A 13,746-nucleotide genomic window follows, 5' to 3' on the forward strand; every position below is an offset into this window, starting at 1 on the left:
TGTCAACGGGTGAAAGGCTCGGTGAGACCGCCATGCCCCACCCCCAACCCCTCCCCTGAAGGGGAGGGGCTTAAAGGTGTCATCGCTCGGTAACCGCGTGACGGCACCTTGGCATTGCCGGCGGGGGCTGAGTCGAGGAGACGAGCAATGACCGACACGGAAATCGCCAATGACGGGCAGATCGCGACCGACGAGACCGAAGCCCTGATCGCCTCGAACAAGGTCGAGGGCACCGCGGTCTATGACGAGCAGGGCGAGAAGCTCGGCTCGATCTACAATTTCATGGTCGACAAATTCTCGGGCCAGGTCGAGTACGCCGTGCTCCAGTTCGGCGGCGTGTTCGGGCTCGGCAGCGACTATTATCCGCTGCCCTGGGAAAAGCTCAGCTACGATATCGAGCAGGGCGGCTATGTCGTCGACATCGACAAGGAAACCCTCGAAGGCGCGCCGCGCTACGCCGCCGACGAACAGCCCGTCTATGACGAGGCCTATGGCGAGCGCATCTACGGCTATTACGGCTTGACCTACAATTGAGCTGCCGGGCGGCGCGCTCCCGACCGGGCCGCGCCGCCCCTAATCCCACCCCGGCGAAGGCCGGGGCCCAGTTGCAAGCGGCTAATGGGTCGGGCGTACCGCGCCACCGCGACTGGGCCCCGGCCTTCGCCGGGGAACGGCTTACGGTACTCCTACGCCCTATTCGCCGCGCTGAGCACCGCGCGCACGCTCGCCGTAGCGATATCGGCGTCGATGCCCACCCCGAATACCGTCCGCCCATCGGCAGTGCGGCACTCGACATAGGCCGCGGCCTGCGCGTCGGCGCCATGCCCGATCGCGTGCTCGCTATAGTCGACCACGTCGAGGGACGGCCCGGTCGTTCCCGCAAGCGCATCGATCACGCCCGAGATCAAGCCGTTGCCGCGTCCCGAAATACTCTGCTCGACGCCGTCCACCGCGATCCGTCCGACGAACACGCGGCTGCCCGCCGCGCCGGTCTCCTCATAATCGACCAAAGCGATCCGGTCGCCCGCCCCCGGCAGATACACCGCCTCGAACTTCGCCCGGATATCCGCGGCGTTGAGCTCGCGGCTGGTCTCGTCGGCCAGCGCCTGAACGTGCTTCGAGAAGTCCGCCTGCATCCTTTTGGGCAGCTTCAATCCGCGATCCTGCTCGAGCACCCAGGCGACCCCGCCTTTACCGCTCTGCGAATTCACCCGGATCACCGCCTCGTAATCGCGTCCAAGATCCTTGGGGTCGATCGGCAGATAGGGCACGTTCCACAGCTCGTCGTTGCGCGCTTCCTGCGCCGCGAAGCCCTTCTTGATCGCGTCCTGATGGCTGCCCGAGAACGCCGTGAAGACGAGGTCGCCGGCATAAGGGGTGCGCGGATGCACCGGCAGATTGGTGCAATAGTTCACGGTGTTGACGATCTCGTCGATGTCCGAGAAATCGAGCCCCGGGTTCACGCCCTGCGTGTACAGATTGAGCGCGACGGTCACGAGGTCGCAATTGCCGGTGCGCTCGCCATTGCCGAGCAGGCAGCCCTCGACTCGGTCGGCCCCTGCCATCAGCCCCAGTTCCGCCGCCGCGACGCCGGTACCGCGATCATTGTGGGTGTGCAGGCTGATCACCACCGAGTCCCGGTTTCGAATGTTGCGCCCGAACCATTCGATCTGGTCGGCGTAGATGTTGGGCGTCGCCGCCTCGACCGTGGCGGGCAAATTGAGGATCAGCGGCCGCTCCGGCGTCGGCCGCAATATCTCCATCACTGCCTCGCAGACCTCGACCGAGAAATCGAGCTCGGCGGTCGAGAAGGTCTCGGGACTGTATTCGAAATGCCATTCGGTGTCGGGCTGCTTGGCGGCTTCGTCGCGCAGCACCTTGGCGCCCGCCACCGCAATCTCGCGCACTTCGTCGCGGCTCATCCGGAACACCACCTCGCGCCACGCCGGCGACACGGCGTTGTACAGGTGGACGATGGCCTGCTTGGCGCCCTTGACGCTCTGGAAGCTGGTCTCGATCAGGTCCTGCCGCGACTGGGTGAGCACCTGGACGATGACGTCGTCGGGGATGCGCCCCTCGCGCACCAGTCCCGAGATGAAGTCGAATTCTGTCGCCCCGGCGCTCGGAAAGCCGACCTCGATCTCCTTGACGCCGACCTTGACCAGCAAGTCGAAGAAGCGCTGCTTCTTCTCGCCGTCCATCGGATCGATCAGCGCCTGGTTGCCGTCGCGCATATCGGTCGACAGCCAGCGCGGCGGCTTGGTGATTGTCTTCGACGGCCATTGCCGGTCGGGCAAATCGACCTGGGGAAATGGACGGTATTTTACACTCGGATCGCGCAACATGGCTTCGGGACTTCCTGTGGCTCGGCGACGACGCCTAGGAGGAGGCGCCGCGGCGTTCAAGGATGCAGGTCTAAAGGCCCTCAGGCAGCCCGCGCCTCAGGCGCGAAAGATCGGCCGCCTAAGGGCGGCTAAGTCGAAGCAGCGTCGCAAGCCGAATCGCAATCACCAGCGCATCATAGCGCGCGGAAATTTCTTGTCATCCTAACCTGGATAAATGCGGGATTTACCTGGGGTTAGTGCCCGGCTCCTACCATCGCCGGGAACGAAACATCTTGGCGATTCCCCATGCTTCAACTCGTTTACGTAAGCAGCGTCACTCCGAACGCCGCGAATATCGACGCTGCGGCGATCTTGGCCGCGTCGCGCGCCAATAATGGCCGCGACGCGATCACCGGTCTGCTTTATTCGGACGGCGCACGCTTCCTCCAGGCGCTCGAAGGCCCGCGGGACAAGGTCGAGGCCGCGTTCGAGCGGATTCGGCAGGATGGACGGCACCGCGCGATCGTCGTCCTGTCGCGCCGCGATATCGCGGCCCGCGAGTTCGGCGAATGGGCGATGGCGCATCACACCCCGGGTGCCGATGCCGACCAATTCGTGGCGCGCGTCAGCCGCCTCGCGGAAAATGCGGATGCGAACGTCCGCGCCACTTTCGAAGGCTTCGCCAAGGTCCGCCGCGCCGCTTGATTTCAATCCTCCCCCGGAGGGGGAGGTGGCAGCCGCAGGCTGACGGAGGGGTAATCTCCACGAGCGGCGTCGCTCGTGGAGATTACCCCTCCACCGCTTCGCGGTTCCCCTCCCCCTCCGGGGGAGGATAGAAACTACTCCGCCCCGTTTCCCGCCACCTCATCTTCGAAGCTATTCTCGACCGCCACCGCATTGTCCGCCGCAGCCTCGGTCGCCTCGGCCTCGGGCGTCGGCGTCTCGCTGGGCTTGGGCGCCGGCGTGCCGACGATCTCCGCCATGGGCGGCGCGTCCGAATAATTGGTGCCGGTGGTCCCGCCACCGCCGCATCCGCCGAGCGCCAACACCGCACCCAAAACCAGCAACCGCATTCCGTCCCTCCCGCACGATCCGCGGCTGATAGCATGCCGCCCGCGCCGGTTCCAACCGCGCGACGCCCCCGCGCTTTCCGCCGAGCCGAACCGCGCGCGCGACGAAGCGCGGCGCACCGGCAACCTCTGGCATTCCACCGCGCTTAATCTGTGTAAGATACGGAGAAATGGCGATGGCGGAGCATCTCAAGAAGGGCGACAAGGTCAGCTGGAAATCGCATGGCGGCACCGCCCATGGCAAAGTGCTCTCTAGACAGACGCGCGATACCACGATCAAAGGGCATCAGGTCCGTGCATCCGAGCACGAACCCCAGTACATCGTCGAGAGCGACAATGGCGGGAAGGCTTCGCACAAGCCCGCGGCGCTGACGAAGGAATAGCCCGGAAACGGGTTCGAACAGGAGAAGAAGAATGGCCGAAACTAAAGCAGCTGGCGGAGCACGTGGTGGCATCGCAAAGCCGGTGACGCCCTCGCCGGAGCTGGCCGCGATCGTCGGCACCGCCGATCTGCCGCGCAGCGAGATCGTCAGCAAGATGTGGGACCACATCAAGAAGAACAACCTCCAGAACCCTGAAAACAAGCGGGAAATTCTGGCTGACGACAAGCTCGAGAAGATCTTCGGCGCCAAGAAGGTGACGATGTTCGAGATGAACAAGCACATCTCCAAGCACGTCAAGTAAGGCCGTCGCCGGCCCCGGGCCGGCGCGCCTGACGAGCGACGAACGGGGCGGGTCTCGAACGAGGCCCGCCTCGTTTGCGTTTCCGCCTCTCCAGATGGGCAAGACGATCCGCGCGCCGACCAGCGGAGACCCCGGGTGGCGCGCTATGGCGCAGCTCCACCCCCCGACTCGCTGAGGGCGACACGGTCCGCCACCGCGCATCCTGGCCCGATCGATGCCCCCCGGCGGCGTTTTCCACAGAAATATTCACAGGGGGCACGCCTGCACGGAACTGGTCACCGCGCCTCACGGCTGGCATGGCGGCACCGAACAGGAGACCCGCATGTCCGAGCGTTTCGAGCGCCACCGCCAGCCCTGGCGCACCGACGAGATCCAGAAGCTGCACACGCTCGCCAAGAAGGGCATGGCGTTGAAGGCGATCGCCAAGGCGCTCACCCGCAGCGAGGAATCGGTCAAGGAACGCGCCAAGCTCGACGGGCTGAGCATCGCCAAGCTGCACTGAGTGGAAGTCCGCTGGGCTTCACCGCTTGGATTTGCACGAGAAGCTTGGGGCAGGAGCAATCACGCCAATCGGTGAGGCGTCGGATCACCCACTTCCTTCGTCAGCAATCGACGCGCCTCGACACGGGCGTGGGCGAACAGAGCCGCGATGTCCCGGTCCGGAAAGTCGATCTTCAACTTGCCGAGGACGGTCTCGTCGTCCCCCTCCGCGACAAGGGCAACCAAAGCTTCAGGGTCCCGCTCGATACGTTCGGCGAGCAAGCGCAAGGTTCGCGCCCGCAACCGGAATTCGAAATCCATGAGCCGCGCCGACTCGCGCTCTTCCTTGGCAAGCAACGCGCGGCGCAGATCGAAGACCATGTGGGACGTCTAGACCTGCGTCCGAATGATGCAAAGCCGGCAGCCGGCCGTAACGATCGTTCGTAAGACCGGCAGCATCCTTCACCCGAACAGCCAGCTTCCCAACATCCGCCCCGGCAGCATCGTGAACAGCCCGGCAACCGCCAGCCCCAGATAGGTCAGCGACATGGTACGCCTGTGCGCTTCGATCCGGTTGACGCGCGCCAGCAAAATCCCGCGCGGGATCATCACGAGCACGACCACCGACAGCAGATGGATGACGCTGAGCCCGCCGGTCATCCCGCGAAGCCCGAAACTGGACACTGCAGCGGACAGCATCAGCAACGCCCAAAGCTTGCCGAGGATGCGGTGCGGACCGTCGCCTTTGCGCCGCAACAGGACATAGGCGCCGAGCGGAAGCGCCGGGAGTACGGACGCCAGATGCAATGCGAGCCAGAGGTTGCGGATGCTTGACCGCGCCACCGCGCCGCTTGCAATGCCGTGCATCAAGGCCAGCAAGATTGCGCCGCCGGCGACCGCGCCTACGATGACGATCCAGCGGTCGCGCTGGGAAACGATGTGAGAAGGATGAACAGGGTCGGGCATTTGAATCTCCTTGCGGCGCTTGTCGGCAAGGCGGCCGTCCCGGGCCAGCGCGCCTTCGCGAAGGGCGCGGATGCGTTCGTGACCGGGCCGAAACCCGCACCACGACCCGTTCGCGAAGCGTGAAGGGGAGGTACGCATGATCGCGCGGCGCCGACTGCTCGGCGAACTCACGATTCTGGCCGGACTGATATTGGTGCTGACGGTCCTGGGACCGTTCGGCTCTTACCAAGCCCCTTTTCACCGCCGCCTGATCGCTTGGGCGCTCTATCTGATCACGGGCTATTGTTTCTTTCGCCCGGTGATCGCCGCCGGCGATGCCCTGGTCCGGCAGACCCACATCCCGCGCCCGATCGCAATCTTCGCCGCATGTGCGCTCGCGGCCTTTCCGACTGCGATGGTGATTGCGTTGGGTTCGGCAGGACCGGATTGGCGCAGCATCAGCGTCAGTGCGTTGCTCGCGACCTATCTGCAGACCTTGATCGTCGGCGCTACGGTCACGGTGGTGCAGTTGCTGGCACGGGCGCCCAAGCCGGAGCCCGGGAAGCAGTCGAGATCCGAAGATGCCGGAGAGTCGGCGCCCCCCGTGCCGCGACCCATCGATCCGGCCCCACCGGGCGCGGCGACCGCGCCCGCGTTCCTCGACTTGCTGCCGCCGCATCTGCGAGGTGACGTGCTATGCCTGGAAAATGAGGATCATTATGTGCGCGTCCACACGGTCCACGGCAACGCGATGATCCTGATGCGGATGCGAGACGCGGTCGCCCAGCTCGAGGGCAACGGCGCGCGCGTCCATCGCAGCTGGTGGGTGGCACGCGATGCGGTCGCCGGCGTGATCCGCGAAGACCGCAACATGCGGCTTCGCCTCGTCGACGGTCGCATCGTTCCGGTCGCCCGCGCCAACGTTCCGATGTTGCGCGAGCAGGGCTGGCTGGAGACGGCGGCGGCGGAAGCGGCAAGTTGACCGACTGCCTGGCGCACCCGTCTCAGCGTGCGCGATCGTTCGTTCGTCGTGTCACCCGTTGCGTACGCAAATCTGCTCCGCGGCCTCCAACGACCTAACGCATCCCGCCGCTAGTCAGCGCATGCACGCGCAGCCGGGGGAACACCTCCTCGACCGGCTTGGTGTCGGGCAGCACATAGACATAGCCGCCCTTGCGCTGGAAAAGCGGGCGCACGGTCTTGCCGTACAGCGCCGCGGGGACGTTGATGCACCCGAAGGTGATGCGATTGTCGTCCGGGGTCGCCGACAGCATCCGCTGGCGCCGCCGCTCCTTCGCGCTGGCGCCCGGGGGAATCGGGTGCAGCGCCACCGAATTGGCGTAATCGACCCAGAGCACGCGCGTCTTGCCGGCCGCCAGGCCGAATTTGGCAAGGAAGCGCCCGGCCGGCGTGGTCTTCTCCGCGGGGCCGATCTCGGCGAGGTTCTTGCTGCCGACGCCCGGCGTCGCATCGTCTCCCGGGGCGATCCCGATCAGCACCGGCGCCTGCGCGAGCGGCTTGCCCTTGGCATCGAACAGCAACAGCGAGGCGTTCGTCTTGTCGACGATGATATAGGGCAGCGACCGATTGTCGCCCGACGCGGCAACCCAATCGGCGACGCGCAGCGCCTCCGGCGACGCGCTGGTCTCGGGGACCGAGGGCACCGCCCTCGCTCGCTGATCGTTCCCGGCCGTAGCCACGCTCGCAAGTCCGGCGAGCGCCAGAATGACATGGATCATCGATTCAAGCGCTCACCAGAAAGCGGTCGCCGCACGCATGCGCGGCAAAGATCAGCATTTGCGGGTTTGCCGCATCAATTGCGCGGGCGCTTCCCGCGATTTTCCTGGGCCTGCAGCCGCTGCTCGACGCCGTCGACGCGGCCGTTCAGCTGATCGAGGCGCTGGCCGTTCTGCTGCGCCTGGCCCGAAGCGGCCTGGGCTTCCGCCAGCGCGGCCTTGGCCGTGCCGTCGGTTTCCTGCAGCCGCGATTCGAGCGCGTCGACGCGCTGGCTCACCGGGGCGATCTGCTCGCGCACAAAGGACTTGGTGGCACAGCCACCCAGCCCGGTCGCACCGACCAGAAGCACGACGGCGGGGACAAGCTTACTCACTGGCGACATGTTTTATCTTTCAATAATTAACCAAGCGGAACAACCCAACCTCACGCTTCCGGTTCCAACAATCCTGATTCTGTTCGGCCGTGCATCATCTCGGTTCAGCGGTTTGCCGGAGCGCCGAGCGCGCACCTCCTTCCATCCTTCTCGTCATCCCGAATGTTGGGCTTTCCCGGAAAACCGCAGGTTTGCCGTTGGAAAGCCTTCAGTCGGGATCGACCTCTCGGCTATTCAAATCACAGGTTCGAAGAGAAGCGGCTTCCGGGATGACGCTGCGTGACCAGGCTCTCAGTCCCCCGATCGCCGCCTGCCGTCGGTGGCGAACGGGTCCCGCGGGATCCGGCCGGAACGCCGCGCTTCGGGCGCGCCGGCCGCGGCCTTGGCGTGGATGGCCACGCAATTGCGCAGCTCGGCAATCGCCGCGCCGCTGCCGTCGAGGGGCAATTGCTCGACCGGAACGTCGCCGCGATAGATGTGGAGCGCCTTGGACGCGGCGAAATAGCCGGGAAATTGCCCATCGAAATTGGTGACGAAGCCGCGCTTGCCGTCCGCTGCCATTCCGACCACCGGATGGTTGGGATAGCCGCCGCTGGTCAGCTTGAAGGTCAGCTTCCACCGCTCTTTCGGCTTGATCGACCAATTGTCGTTGAGCACCGACAAATGGTTTTCGCCCGCCACGTCGAGGCCGAGGAGCAAGGTCGTGCCGCCATTGCCGGCATAGGTGCGGGTCAGGAAGCAGCCTTGCTCGTCCCTGCTCGCTGCCACCGTCCAGCCCGCGACATCACGCACAGGATAGTCCTGCGCGGAGGCAGGCATGCTCGCGAACAGTCCGGCGAGCGTACCGGCAAACAGCATCGGGGACAGATGCGCCCGAAGCCGGGCAGCGGCTGGATCCTGCATTCGAAACCTTTCTCCTCGGCGATCCCGATGGCGACGAACGCAACGCGTGTGGGAACGCTCCGCCACCGATTGAACGCATGTTTGCCGGCGTGTCGAGTCGGCGCACGGGGGTGACGCGCCCCGCCTTGGCGTCTAACCCCTGCCAATGCCCCAATATGATGCGATCATCCTCGGCGGAGGCGCCGCCGGCCTGATGTGCGCCGCGGTCGCCGGGCAGCGCGGGCGCCGCGTGCTGCTGCTCGATCATGCCGAGCAGGTCGGCAAGAAGATCCTGATTTCGGGCGGCGGCCGCTGCAACTTCACCAATATCCACACCGCGCCCGACCGCTATCTCTCGGCCAACCCGCATTTCGCCAAGTCGGCGCTCGGCCGCTACACCGCCCAGGATTTCCTCGCATTGGTCGAGCGCCACGGCATCGCCTGGCACGAAAAAACCCTCGGCCAGCTCTTCTGCGACGGCTCGGCGCGCCAGATCGTCGACATGCTGCTGGGCGAATGCGCCGCCGGCCAGGTCGAGATCCGCACCGGCCGCGCGCTGGGCGAGATCGGCCATGCCGACGGCCGCTACCGGGTCGGCGCTGACGAGGCCCCGGCGCTGGTGATCGCCACCGGCGGTCCGTCGATCCCCAAGATGGGCGCTAGCGGCTTCGCTTATGATCTCGCCCGCCGCTTCGGACTCAAGGTGGTCGAGCCGCGTCCCGCGCTCGTCCCGCTCACCTTGCCGCCCGATCAGGCGCTGTTCCGCGAGCTGTCGGGCGTCGCCACCCCGGTGGTCGCCCGCGCCGGCAAGGCCGCCTTCCCCGAAGCCGCCTTGTTCACCCATCGCGGTCTTTCGGGCCCGGCGATCCTCCAGATCTCGAGCTATTGGCGCCACGGCGAAGCGATCGCGATCGACTTCCTTCCCGGCCGCGCCGCGAGCTGGCTGGTCGAGACCAAGCGCGAACGTCCGCGCACGACGCTGCGCAAGGCGCTCGCCGACACCCTCCCCGATCGCCTCGCCGAGACACTCGCCGAGCAGCTGGCCCTCCCCGGCGAACTCGCCAACCTCGCCGACCGTAAGCTCGACGAAGCCGCCCGCCGCCTCGCCGCCTGGCCGTTCCTGCCCAATGGCACCGAGGGCTATGCCAAGGCGGAAGTCACGATCGGCGGGATCAGCACGGCGGACCTGTCGTCCCAGACGATGGAAGCGCGCAAGGTCCCCGGCCTCTACGCGATCGGCGAAGCGGTCGACGTCACCGGCTGGCTCGGCGGCTATAATTTCCAATGGGCCTGGGCCAGCGGCTGGGCCGCCGCGCAGGCGCTCTAGGCATATCTGCGTTCGCGCCCTCGTCCCTGTGCAGGAGAACATTGCGTCAGCCATTCCCTCGTATGGCCTTAACAACGCGGGGCGCGTTCACCCGATAGTGGTTACGCAGACTTAGGTTTGCGGGAAAAGCTTAGGTCTGAGCTTATAAAATAGCCCTCTCAGCACAATCGACGGACCGAGATTGGTGGTGAGCCATTGCCTTCTAGCCCTCTCCCGCTTTCGCGGGAGAGGGTTGGGTGAGGGTCTTCTTTCTCCTACTTCGTGTCGCATGCGTACACCCGTCCGCCGGTAGACGAGTCGCCATGCGTCGCAGCTCCGCAAGTACGCGAGCCCTTCGTCGTCGACTTTCTGTGTGTGGAGGCACGGCTCATCATTGAGACGGACGGCAGCCAGCATGATGTCGAGGTCGATGCCCGGCGAACGCAGTCTAGAGAGCCGAGGCTATCGGTCCTGCGCTTTTGGAACAACGAGGTTCTGCAGAAGCTCGACGGCGTGCTGGAGGCCGTCATGGTGGCGCTGAACGCGGATCGGTTGGGCTGACGAGGCAGAAGAAGACCCTCACCCAACCCTCTCCCGCGAAAGCGGGAGAGGGCTAGAATAACAGCCGACCGCCATCGGCGGCGCTTCCTGCCAGTCCGCCTAACGAGTCTACAGTTTATCGTAGTTGACTAAGGCGCAGCAGCGAATCGCCCCCGCGGCCCGAAGCGCCGCCTCAGCGCCCCGTCAGCCCCGCGTTGCGCTTCGCCACGACCGCGCTGCGCAGCGCCTCGGTCCGCCCGCGCAGCATCGCGGCCTCGGCGTCCGAGAACCCGTCGCGGCCATAGCGCGTGCTCGCCGCCTGGATCCGATACCCCTCGCGGCGCAGCGCCCGCGCCGCGTTGCGGCTGAGCTGCCCGGCATCGCGCGCCGCGCGAATGTCACTCCGGATATCGCCGATCTCGCGCGACACCGACACGCGCTGCGCCAGCGCCGGATCGCCCGGCGGCGCGCGCAGGATGTCGCCGCGGATCGACGGGCTGCCCGAGAGCCCGCGCATCGACCCCGCGATCTGCGCCGAGGCGGGTGTCGCCGCGACTACCAGTCCGAAAGCCGCGATCCCGAACCACCGCATATTCCGCCTCCTTGACGCCGCGCCAGGCTCCCCCCGCGCCGCTGAACCGTCGCTTAACCCCGATAATCGTGCGTCCCGATCTGGCGGAACATGCGCAGCTGCCCGTCCGCCTCGCGGCGCCACAGCCGCAGCCCGCCTCCGCTCGTCGCGCCGCTGGCCTCGCCCGAGCGCCAGCGCACCAGAAAGCGCGAATTCTCCAACACCCAGCGCCCGTGCCGCGTCGCGCGGTCGTGCCACACTCGTACCTCGTCGAACGCCACGCCGGCCCCTTGCGCGACATAGGGCGTCAGATGCGCCCGGATCGCCGCGATCCCGCGCTTGGCGGTGCCGGCGAAGGGCCAGAACACCGCGTCCGGCGCATACATCGTCAGCTGCGGCGCGAGCTGGTGCGCGCGCACCGCATCGGCATTGCGCTGGTTGAGCACCGCCAGCTCGCGCTCGAGCGCCGCGTCCGCGGGCGCCGCGACCTGCACCGGCGCCAGCGCTACGTGGAACAGCGCGCCCTCGTCGATCGCCCGCGCGAAGCCGCGCACGTCGGAGACCAGCCGCATCCCCTGCCTGTCCGCACGATAGACCGCGACGAACTTGCCCGCCTCCTCGCGCACCGCGCCCTCCGCGACCCGCCAGCGCAAGCTGAACCGCCCGGTCTCGACGAAATGCCCATCGCCCAGGTCGATCAGTTCCTCGCGCACCGGCGCATAGTCCAAAATGTCGAGCCGCCCGGCGATCGTCTTCCAATACTCGGCGATCTGCCCCGGCCCGGTTAGCGACGGCTGGAATTCGGGCGTGCTGATCGCGTCCGGGGCGTAGAGCCGCGCGATCGCCGCCGCGTCGCCGGCGACCAGCGCCGTCGCGAACGCCGCATGCACCGCCGCGCTCGCCTCGCCCGGACTCGCCGCAACCGCCGCAGCGCTTGCCGCACCGGGCGCCGCAAGCACCACCGCCGCACCGATCCACGCGAACTGCATGCCCGTCTCCCCGCGACATCGCCGGCACGATCCTATCAAAGCCGGACGCGCTCGGGAACCGGTCGCCTCAGGGATTGCCGCAGTTAACCGCGAATTCACTTGCCCTAGCGTCCCCCCGCGCCCATGTGGCGGGTTCCATGGAATTCCAGAACCTCCCCGCGCTTCTCGCCGAAGCGCTCGCCGCGCGTGGTTATGCCGCGCCCACGCCCGTCCAGGCCGCCGTCATCCAGGACGAGGCCAAGGGCCGCGACCTCATCGTCTCCGCGCAGACCGGCTCGGGCAAGACCGTCGCCTTCGGCCTCGCCATGGCGCCCGACCTGATCGGCGAGGACGGCCGCATCGTCCCGTCGCGCGAGCCCCTCGCCCTGATCATCGCCCCCACCCGCGAGCTCGCCCTCCAGGTCAGCCGCGAGCTGATCTGGCTCTACGGCCCGACCGGCGCGCGCATCGCCACCTGCGTCGGCGGCATGGACGCCTCGAAGGAGCGCCGCCAGCTCAGCCACGGCGCGCACATCGTCGTCGGCACCCCCGGGCGCCTGCGCGACCATCTCGAGCGCGGCGCGCTCGACCTCTCCGCGCTCCGCGCCGCGGTGCTCGACGAAGCCGACGAGATGCTCGACATGGGCTTCCGCGACGATCTCGAGCACATCCTCGACGCCACCCCGAACGAGCGCCGCACCCTGCTCTTCTCGGCGACGATGCCCAAGCCGATCGTCGCGCTCGCCCGCCGCTACCAGAAGGACGCGCTGCGCATCTCCACCGTCGGCGAGGATCGCGGACACGGCGACATCGCCTATCAGGCGGTCACCATCTCGCCCTCGGACATCGAGCATGCCGTGATCAACCTGCTCCGCTTCCACGAGGCCGAGACCGCGATCCTGTTCTGCGCCACCCGCGACAATGTCCGCCACCTCCACGCCACCCTCGTCGAGCGCGGCTTCTCCGCCGTCGCGCTTTCGGGCGAGCACAGCCAGTCCGAGCGCAACCACGCGCTTCAGGCGCTGCGCGATCGCCGCGCCCGCGTCTGCGTCGCCACCGATGTCGCGGCGCGCGGCATCGACCTGCCGACGCTCAGCCTCGTCATTCATGTCGAGCTCCCCCGCGACGCCGAGGCGCTCCAGCACCGTTCGGGCCGCACCGGCCGCGCCGGCAAGAAGGGCACCGCCGTCCTCCTGGTCCCCTATCCGCGCCGCCGCCGCGTCGAGATGATGCTCAAGGGCGCGCGCATCAACGCCGAGTGGATCGACGCCCCCACCCCCGAGGCGATCCGCGCCAACGATCGCGAGCGTCTGCTCGCCCAGCTCCTCGCCCCGGTCGAGACCGACGATGAGGACCTCGCCCTCGCCGAGCGCCTGCTCGCCGAGAAGACCCCGCAGGAGATCGCCGCCGCGCTCGTCCACGCCCACCGCGCCGCGATGCCCCAGCCCGAGGAGATCATCGAGCAGACCCCCGAGGGCCGCCGCGCGGCGCAGCAGGAGCGCCACCGCCCCGGCTTCGACGACATCGCCTGGTTCCACATGGATATCGGCCGCCGCCAGAACGCCGATCCGCGCTGGGTACTGCCGCTGATCTGCCGCCGCGGCCACATCACCAAGAACGAGATCGGCGCGATCCGCATCGGCCCCAACGAGACCTTCTTCCAGGTCCCCAGCGCCATCGCGGCCAAGTTCGCCGCGGCCGTCGCCCGCACCTATGAAGGCGACGAGGACGTCAACATCGAGCCCTCGCGCGACGGCCCGCCCCAGCATGGCGGCGGTCACGGCGGGGGCGGCGGCCGCGCCCCGCACCAGAGCGGCGCCCGCGGCGGCCCGCGCGGCGGCAGCGGCGGCCACGGCAACCCCAACC

Annotated in this window: 18 protein-coding genes; 9 read left to right on the forward strand and 9 right to left on the reverse strand. The window is 67.4% G+C overall.

The window, feature by feature from the left end:
* Positions 1 to 147: 147 nt before the first annotated feature.
* Positions 148 to 534: a PRC-barrel domain-containing protein gene (locus AC3WJI_RS20235; protein ID WP_492759105.1), complete on the forward strand. Its 387-nt coding sequence runs from the start codon at positions 148 to 150 to the stop codon at positions 532 to 534.
* A 152-nt stretch (positions 535 to 686) separates the two neighbouring features.
* Here the strand turns inward: AC3WJI_RS20235 and leuA are convergent, their stop codons facing one another.
* On the reverse strand, positions 687 to 2,345 hold the full coding sequence (leuA, locus tag AC3WJI_RS20240; RefSeq protein ID WP_492759106.1) for a 2-isopropylmalate synthase: 1,659 nt from the start codon (positions 2,343 to 2,345) through the stop codon (positions 687 to 689).
* Positions 2,346 to 2,630: 285 nt separating this feature from the next.
* Here leuA and AC3WJI_RS20245 point away from each other — a divergent pair, with 285 nt between their 5' ends.
* On the forward strand, positions 2,631 to 3,029 hold the full coding sequence (locus AC3WJI_RS20245; protein WP_492759107.1) for a BLUF domain-containing protein: 399 nt from the start codon (positions 2,631 to 2,633) through the stop codon (positions 3,027 to 3,029).
* Positions 3,030 to 3,163: 134 nt separating this feature from the next.
* On the opposite strand, the gene AC3WJI_RS20250 is transcribed toward AC3WJI_RS20245, so the two are convergent.
* Complete coding sequence (locus AC3WJI_RS20250) at positions 3,164 to 3,397, reverse strand: hypothetical protein (RefSeq protein WP_492759108.1); 234 nt, start codon at positions 3,395 to 3,397, stop codon at positions 3,164 to 3,166.
* A gap of 173 nt (positions 3,398 to 3,570) precedes the next feature.
* Between AC3WJI_RS20250 and AC3WJI_RS20255 the strand changes: the two genes are divergently transcribed.
* The 3 genes from AC3WJI_RS20255 to AC3WJI_RS20265 all read left to right on the forward strand — a co-directional run bounded on the left by AC3WJI_RS20255 (position 3,571) and on the right by AC3WJI_RS20265 (position 4,580).
* Positions 3,571 to 3,777 (forward strand): hypervirulence associated TUDOR domain-containing protein, encoded by a 207-nt coding sequence (locus AC3WJI_RS20255; RefSeq protein ID WP_492759109.1) that lies wholly within the window; start codon positions 3,571 to 3,573, stop codon positions 3,775 to 3,777.
* Between the two features lie 31 nt (positions 3,778 to 3,808).
* Complete coding sequence (locus AC3WJI_RS20260; protein ID WP_306098860.1) at positions 3,809 to 4,078, forward strand: SWIB/MDM2 domain-containing protein; 270 nt, start codon at positions 3,809 to 3,811, stop codon at positions 4,076 to 4,078.
* A 322-nt stretch (positions 4,079 to 4,400) separates the two neighbouring features.
* A complete protein-coding gene (locus AC3WJI_RS20265; RefSeq protein WP_025561070.1) occupies positions 4,401 to 4,580 on the forward strand; it encodes a hypothetical protein in 180 nt (59 codons plus the stop codon).
* Between the two features lie 59 nt (positions 4,581 to 4,639).
* Here the strand turns inward: AC3WJI_RS20265 and AC3WJI_RS20270 are convergent, their stop codons facing one another.
* Positions 4,640 to 4,939 (reverse strand): hypothetical protein, encoded by a 300-nt coding sequence (locus AC3WJI_RS20270; RefSeq protein ID WP_492759110.1) that lies wholly within the window; start codon positions 4,937 to 4,939, stop codon positions 4,640 to 4,642.
* Positions 4,940 to 5,020: 81 nt separating this feature from the next.
* A complete protein-coding gene (locus AC3WJI_RS20275) occupies positions 5,021 to 5,695 on the reverse strand; it encodes a DUF2306 domain-containing protein (RefSeq protein ID WP_492759111.1) in 675 nt (224 codons plus the stop codon).
* Between AC3WJI_RS20275 and AC3WJI_RS20280 the strand changes: the two genes are divergently transcribed.
* Positions 5,661 to 6,485, forward strand: a complete 825-nt coding sequence (locus tag AC3WJI_RS20280; RefSeq protein WP_492759112.1) for a LytTR family DNA-binding domain-containing protein — start codon at positions 5,661 to 5,663, stop codon at positions 6,483 to 6,485. The two genes, AC3WJI_RS20275 and AC3WJI_RS20280, sit on opposite strands and share 35 nt — an antisense overlap.
* A 94-nt stretch (positions 6,486 to 6,579) precedes the next feature.
* Here AC3WJI_RS20280 and AC3WJI_RS20285 read toward each other — a convergent pair whose 3' ends face one another.
* The 3 genes from AC3WJI_RS20285 to AC3WJI_RS20295 form a co-directional block, all read right to left on the reverse strand.
* A complete protein-coding gene (locus AC3WJI_RS20285) occupies positions 6,580 to 7,242 on the reverse strand; it encodes a hypothetical protein (protein WP_492759113.1) in 663 nt (220 codons plus the stop codon).
* A 74-nt stretch (positions 7,243 to 7,316) separates the two neighbouring features.
* Positions 7,317 to 7,622 carry a hypothetical protein gene (locus tag AC3WJI_RS20290; protein ID WP_492759114.1) on the reverse strand — a complete coding sequence of 102 codons (306 nt, stop codon included), beginning with the start codon at positions 7,620 to 7,622 and terminating at the stop codon, positions 7,317 to 7,319.
* Positions 7,623 to 7,904: 282 nt separating this feature from the next.
* Positions 7,905 to 8,516 (reverse strand): hypothetical protein, encoded by a 612-nt coding sequence (locus tag AC3WJI_RS20295; RefSeq protein ID WP_492759115.1) that lies wholly within the window; start codon positions 8,514 to 8,516, stop codon positions 7,905 to 7,907.
* Between the two features lie 145 nt (positions 8,517 to 8,661).
* On the opposite strand from AC3WJI_RS20295, the gene AC3WJI_RS20300 reads away from it, so the two are divergent.
* Positions 8,662 to 9,822 (forward strand): BaiN/RdsA family NAD(P)/FAD-dependent oxidoreductase, encoded by a 1,161-nt coding sequence (locus AC3WJI_RS20300; protein ID WP_492759116.1) that lies wholly within the window; start codon positions 8,662 to 8,664, stop codon positions 9,820 to 9,822.
* 261 nt (positions 9,823 to 10,083) lie between these two features.
* Positions 10,084 to 10,362 (forward strand): DUF559 domain-containing protein, encoded by a 279-nt coding sequence (locus AC3WJI_RS20305; RefSeq protein ID WP_492759117.1) that lies wholly within the window; start codon positions 10,084 to 10,086, stop codon positions 10,360 to 10,362.
* A gap of 172 nt (positions 10,363 to 10,534) precedes the next feature.
* On the opposite strand, the gene AC3WJI_RS20310 is transcribed toward AC3WJI_RS20305, so the two are convergent.
* Together AC3WJI_RS20310 and AC3WJI_RS20315 are read right to left on the reverse strand one after the other, a co-directional pair.
* Positions 10,535 to 10,933: a hypothetical protein gene (locus tag AC3WJI_RS20310; RefSeq protein WP_492759118.1), complete on the reverse strand. Its 399-nt coding sequence runs from the start codon at positions 10,931 to 10,933 to the stop codon at positions 10,535 to 10,537.
* Positions 10,934 to 10,986: 53 nt separating this feature from the next.
* A complete protein-coding gene (locus AC3WJI_RS20315; RefSeq protein ID WP_492759119.1) occupies positions 10,987 to 11,901 on the reverse strand; it encodes a YybH family protein in 915 nt (304 codons plus the stop codon).
* 137 nt (positions 11,902 to 12,038) lie between these two features.
* Between AC3WJI_RS20315 and AC3WJI_RS20320 the strand changes: the two genes are divergently transcribed.
* Positions 12,039 to 13,746 (forward strand): DEAD/DEAH box helicase (locus AC3WJI_RS20320; RefSeq protein ID WP_492759120.1); only part of this gene is annotated, 1,708 nt, incomplete at its 3' end.

It is taken from the genome of Sphingomonas sp. FW306-1B-B10E (assembly GCF_058782005.1).